Below are 5,147 nucleotides of genomic sequence, written 5' to 3' on the forward strand. Positions count from 1 at the left end.
CGTCGACGTAGCGCAGGTCGACCGCCTCACGGGCCTCCAGGAGCCGCTCCACGACCTCGGCCGGGAGGTGGTCGTAGCCGCGCAGGCGCTCGTCGGAGGTGGGCAGGGTCGCCGGGTCGGGGGCGGCCGGCACGGGGGCCTGGTGGTCGAGCCCGTCCTCCCGCGTCTGGAAGGACGCCGAGAGGTGGAAGATCGGCTGCCCGTGCTGGACGGCGACCACCCGGCGGGTGGTGAAGGAGCGGCCGTCGCGGATGCGGTCCACCGTGTAGACGATGGGCGCGCCCGGGTCGCCGGGGCGCAGGAAGTACGCGTGCAGCGAGTGCGCGTGCCGGTCCTCGGGGACCGTGCGCCCGGCGGCGACCAGCGCCTGCGCCGCGACCTGTCCGCCGAAGACGCGCGGGACGACCGCGAAGTGGGACCGTCCGCGGAAGATGTCCCGCTCGATCCGCTCGAGGTCGAGCAGATCGAGCAGGGACTGCAGTGCCTGGCTCATGGTTCCTTACAGGCCCATGTCCTTGGCGATGATCGACTTCATGATCTCGCTGGTGCCGCCGTAGATGCGGTTGACGCGGTTGTCCGCGTACAGGCGGGCGATCGGGTACTCGTTCATGTAGCCGTAGCCGCCGTGCAGCTGCAGGCAGCGGTCGATGACGCGGTGGGCGACCTCGGTGCAGAACAGCTTGGCGGAGGCGGCCTCGGCGGGGGTCAGCTCACCGGCATCCAGGGCCTCCAGGGCCCGGTCGGCGACGGCTTCCGCCGCGTCCACCTCGGCCTGGCAGGCGGCCAGCTCGAACTTGGTGTTCTGGAAGTGGGCGACCGGCTTGCCGAAGACGGTGCGCTCCTGCACGTACTGCTTGGCGAACCGGACGGCGGCCCTGGCCTGCGCGTAGGCGCCGAAGGCGATGCCCCAGCGCTCGGAGGGCAGGTTGGCGCCGAGGTAGGAGAAGCCCTTGTTCTCCTCGCCGAGCAGGTCCTCGACGGGCACCTCGACGTCGACGAAGGCGAGCTCGGCGGTGTCGGAGGTCCTCAGCCCCAGCTTGTCGAGCTTGCGGCCCACCGAGTACCCCTCGGACCTGGTGTCCACGGCGAACAGGGAGATGCCGTGGCGGCGGTCCTCGGCCGTGGGCGCGGCGGTGCGGGCGCAGACGATGACCTTGTCGGCGTGCACGCCGCCGGTGATGAAGGTCTTGGCGCCGTTGAGGACGTAGTGCGTCCCGTCCTCGCTCAGCCTGGCGGTGGTCTTCATGCCCGCGAGGTCGGAGCCGGTGCCGGGCTCGGTCATCGCGATGGCCCACATCTCCTCGCCGGAGACGAACTTGGGCAGGAACCGCTTCTTCTGCTCGTCGGTGGCGAGCATCTTGAGGTAGGGCAGCGCGAGCAGGACGTGCACACCGGAGCCGCCGAAGGTGACACCCGCGCGGGCGGTCTCCTCGTACTGGATGGCCTCGAACTTGTGCGTCTCGAACCCCGCGCCGCCGTATTCCTCGGGCACGTTGATGCCGAAGAGGCCCAGTTCGGCGAGCTTGTGGTAGAACTCGCGGGGCACGATGCCCTGCGTGAACCACTCGTCGTACACCGGTACGACCTCGGCCTCGATGAAGGCGCGAAGGGTCTCCCGGAACGCCTCGTGATCCTCGTTGAACACCGTACGGCGCACGCCGCCACCGCCCTTTCATGCGCCTAAACCGGCGCCGCTCTCGCGTACCTGGTTGCTCGCCGTCCGGGTTCCTCAATTGATGGTTGCGGCCCAGTGGCTAAGCGCTTGCTCATACAAACGTACCGACGAGTAGGCGCTCCGGTAAAGCCCCCGCGGCCGTAACGCGGGTCACGCACGGGCGGGGCGCGGGGCACCGCCCCACGCCCGCGTCCCGCTCAGCCGGCCGCGGGCGCCGCCGCCGCGAAGGCCCCCCGGGCCATCCGGTGCAGCAGCTCCGCCGTGGCGCCCCGCCCCGGCAGCGACCCGGCCCGCCCGAGGTGCGGCGTCGAGTTCAGCAGCCCGAACACCGAGTGGACGGCCGACCGCGCGGCCGGCTCCGAAAGTTCCGGATGCACCCGCCGGACCACCTCCACCCACAGCTCGACGTACTGCCGCTGAAGCTGCCGCACCAGCTTCCGGTCGCTGTCCCGCAGGCGGTCCAGCTCCCGGTCGTGCAGAGTGATGAGCGGACGGTCGTCGAGCGCGAAGTCGATGTGCCCCTCGATGAGGGAGTCGAGCACCGTCTCCGGACCGGCCGGACCGGCTCCCCCGTCCGCCTCCGCCAGCCGCCGCTTCGCCCCCGTCAGCAGCTGCCCGCTGATGCCGACCAGCAGCTCCGCGAGCATCGCGTCCTTGCCCGCGAAGTGCCGGTAGAGCCCCGGTCCGCTGATGCCCACCGCGGCGCCTATCTCGTCGACGCCGACACCGTGGAAGCCGCGTTCGGCGAAGAGGCGCGCGGCCTCCTTGAGGATCTGCTCGCGGCGGGTGGGGGCGTCGGTTCGCGTGGTCATGAAAACAATTCTAGACAGCGAGGTTAGCGGTCGTTAACCTGAAGGGAGTGCGTTAACGGTCATTAACACGTGAGAGGACCGCAGGATGCATCAGGCACCGGAGCTGACGAGCGCGGCCGACCCCGCGTCGGAGGCCTGGCGGGCCAACGAGGAGGCTCACCGCGAGCTCGCCGAGGAGCTGCGCGGCAAGCTCGCCGCCGCCCGGCTCGGCGGCGGCGAGAGGGCACGGGCGCGGCACACCGCGCGCGGAAAGCTGCTGCCGCGCGACCGCGTGGACACACTGCTCGACCCCGGCTCGCCCTTCCTGGAACTGGCGCCGCTGGCCGCCGACGGGATGTACGACGGGCAGGCCCCGGCCGCCGGGGTCGTCGCCGGGATCGGCAGGGTGAGCGGCCGCGAGTGCGTGATCGTCGCCAACGACGCCACCGTCAAGGGCGGGACGTACTACCCGATGACGGTGAAGAAGCACCTGCGCGCGCAGGAGGTGGCCCTGGAGAACCGCCTCCCGTGCCTCTACCTGGTCGACTCCGGCGGCGCCTTCCTGCCCCTGCAGGACGAGGTCTTCCCCGACCGCGAGCACTTCGGCCGGATCTTCTACAACCAGGCCCGCATGTCCGGTGCCGGCATCCCGCAGATCGCGGCGGTCCTCGGCTCCTGCACGGCCGGCGGGGCGTACGTCCCGGCGATGAGCGACGAGGCCGTGATCGTCCGCAACCAGGGCACGATCTTCCTGGGCGGCCCGCCGCTGGTGAAGGCGGCCACCGGTGAGGTCGTCACCGCCGAGGAGCTGGGCGGCGGCGAGGTGCACTCCCGCGTCTCCGGCGTCACCGACCACCTCGCGGAGGACGACGCCCACGCCCTGCGCATCGTCCGCACGATCGTCTCCACCCTCCCGGCGCGCGGGGAGCTGCCCTGGGAGGTCACCGAGGCCGTCGAGCCGAAGGTCGACCCCTCCGGGCTCTACGGCGCCGTCCCGGCCGACCCCCGCACCCCCTACGACGTCCGCGAGGTCATCGCGCGCGTGGTGGACGGCTCCCGCTTCGCCGAGTTCAAGGCCGAGTTCGGGCAGACCCTGGTCACCGGCTTCGCCCGCATCCACGGCCACCCGGTCGGGATCGTCGCCAACAACGGCATCCTGTTCTCCGAGTCCGCCCAGAAGGGCGCCCACTTCATCGAGCTGTGCGACCAGCGCGGCATCCCGCTGCTGTTCCTGCAGAACATCTCCGGCTTCATGGTGGGCAGGGACTACGAGGCGGGCGGCATCGCCAAGCACGGCGCCAAGATGGTCACGGCCGTCGCCTGCACGCGCGTGCCCAAGCTGACGGTGGTCGTCGGCGGGTCGTACGGCGCGGGGAACTACTCCATGTGCGGCAGGGCGTACTCGCCCCGCTTCCTGTGGATGTGGCCGAACGCCAAGATCTCGGTCATGGGCGGCGAGCAGGCCGCCTCCGTCCTCGCCACCGTCAAGCGCGACCAGATGGAGGCCCGCGGGGAGGAGTGGCCCACGGAGGACGAGGAGTCCTTCAAGGCGCCCGTCCGCGCCCAGTACGAGCGCCAGGGCAACGCCTACTACGCCACCGCCCGCCTCTGGGACGACGGCGTGATCGACCCGCTGGAAACCCGCCAGGTGCTGGGCCTGGCCCTGACCGCGTGCGCCAACGCCCCGCTGGGCGACCCCCAGTTCGGCGTCTTCCGGATGTGAGGGGGAACTCTTGAAGATGTTCGAAACAGTTCTGGTGGCCAACCGCGGCGAGATCGCCGTCCGCGTCATCCGCACCCTGCGCGCGCTCGGCGTGCGCTCAGTGGCCGTCTTCTCCGACGCCGACGCGGACGCCCGGCACGTCCGGGAGGCCGACACGGCGGTACGGATCGGCCCGGCGCCCGCGGCCGAGAGCTACCTGTGCGTCGACCGGCTGCTGGAGGCCGCCGCCCGCACCGGCGCCCAGGCCGTCCACCCCGGGTACGGCTTCCTCGCGGAGAACGCCGGCTTCGCGCGCGCCTGCGAGGAGGCCGGACTGGTCTTCATCGGCCCTCCCGCGGACGCGATCTCCCTCATGGGCGACAAGATCCGCGCCAAGGAGACGGTGGAGGCGGCCGGGGTCCCGGTGGTCCCCGGCTCCAACGGCTCCGGACTGACCGACGACCAGCTCGCCGGGGCCGCCCGCGAGATCGGCATGCCGGTCCTGCTCAAGCCCTCCGCCGGAGGCGGCGGCAAGGGCATGCGGCTGGTGCGGGACACGGACCGGATCGCCGAGGAGATCGCCGCCGCCCGCCGCGAGGCCCGCGCCTCCTTCGGCGACGACACCCTCCTCGTCGAGCGCTGGATCGACCGGCCCCGGCACATCGAGATCCAGGTCCTGGCCGACGGCCACGGCAACGTCGTGCACCTCGGCGAGCGCGAGTGCTCCCTCCAGCGCCGCCACCAGAAGATCATCGAGGAGGCACCCAGCGTGCTCCTCGACGAGGGGACCCGGGCCGCGATGGGCGAGGCCGCGGTCCAGGCCGCCCGCTCCTGCGGCTACCGGGGCGCGGGCACGGTGGAGTTCATCGTGCCCGGCGGGGACCCGACCGCGTACTACTTCATGGAGATGAACACCCGCCTCCAGGTGGAGCACCCGGTCACCGAGCTGATCACGGGGCTGGACCTGGTGGAGTGGCAG

At 71.7% G+C, this 5,147-nt stretch carries 5 protein-coding genes; 2 read left to right on the top strand and 3 right to left on the bottom strand.

Annotated features, from left to right (window positions below; all coding sequences use genetic code 11):
• From RH94_RS46000 to RH94_RS38205, 3 genes are all read right to left on the bottom strand, one after another.
• A partial coding sequence (locus tag RH94_RS46000) for an acyl-CoA thioesterase (RefSeq protein WP_234426358.1) occupies window positions 1-493 on the bottom strand: 493 nt, incomplete at its 3' end.
• 6 nt (window positions 494-499) lie between these two features.
• Window positions 500-1,657 carry an acyl-CoA dehydrogenase family protein gene (locus RH94_RS38200; protein ID WP_073952865.1) on the bottom strand — a complete coding sequence of 386 codons (1,158 nt, stop codon included), beginning with the start codon at window positions 1,655-1,657 and terminating at the stop codon, window positions 500-502.
• 215 nt (window positions 1,658-1,872) lie between these two features.
• The gene (locus RH94_RS38205) at window positions 1,873-2,487 is read right to left on the bottom strand and encodes an SACE_7040 family transcriptional regulator (protein ID WP_073952866.1); all 615 of its coding nucleotides are present in this window, start codon (window positions 2,485-2,487) and stop codon (window positions 1,873-1,875) included.
• An 85-nt stretch (window positions 2,488-2,572) separates the two neighbouring features.
• On the opposite strand from RH94_RS38205, the gene RH94_RS38210 reads away from it, so the two are divergent.
• Entirely contained in the window at window positions 2,573-4,189 is a 1,617-nt protein-coding gene (locus RH94_RS38210) for a carboxyl transferase domain-containing protein (RefSeq protein ID WP_073952867.1), read from the top strand.
• 16 nt (window positions 4,190-4,205) lie between these two features.
• On the top strand, window positions 4,206-5,147 hold a 942-nt coding region (locus RH94_RS46005; protein WP_234426359.1), incomplete at its 3' end, for an acetyl-CoA carboxylase biotin carboxylase subunit.

Source organism: Streptomyces kebangsaanensis (assembly GCF_001906585.1).
Taxonomy (GTDB): domain Bacteria; phylum Actinomycetota; class Actinomycetes; order Streptomycetales; family Streptomycetaceae; genus Streptomyces; species Streptomyces kebangsaanensis.

Coding starts and splice junctions, on each gene's coding strand:
- RH94_RS38205 (WP_073952866.1), bottom strand. CDS start 2,487: ATGACCACGCGAACCGACGCCCCCACCCGCCGCGAGCAGATCCTCAAG.
- RH94_RS38210 (WP_073952867.1), top strand. CDS start 2,573: ATGCATCAGGCACCGGAGCTGACGAGCGCGGCCGACCCCGCGTCGGAG.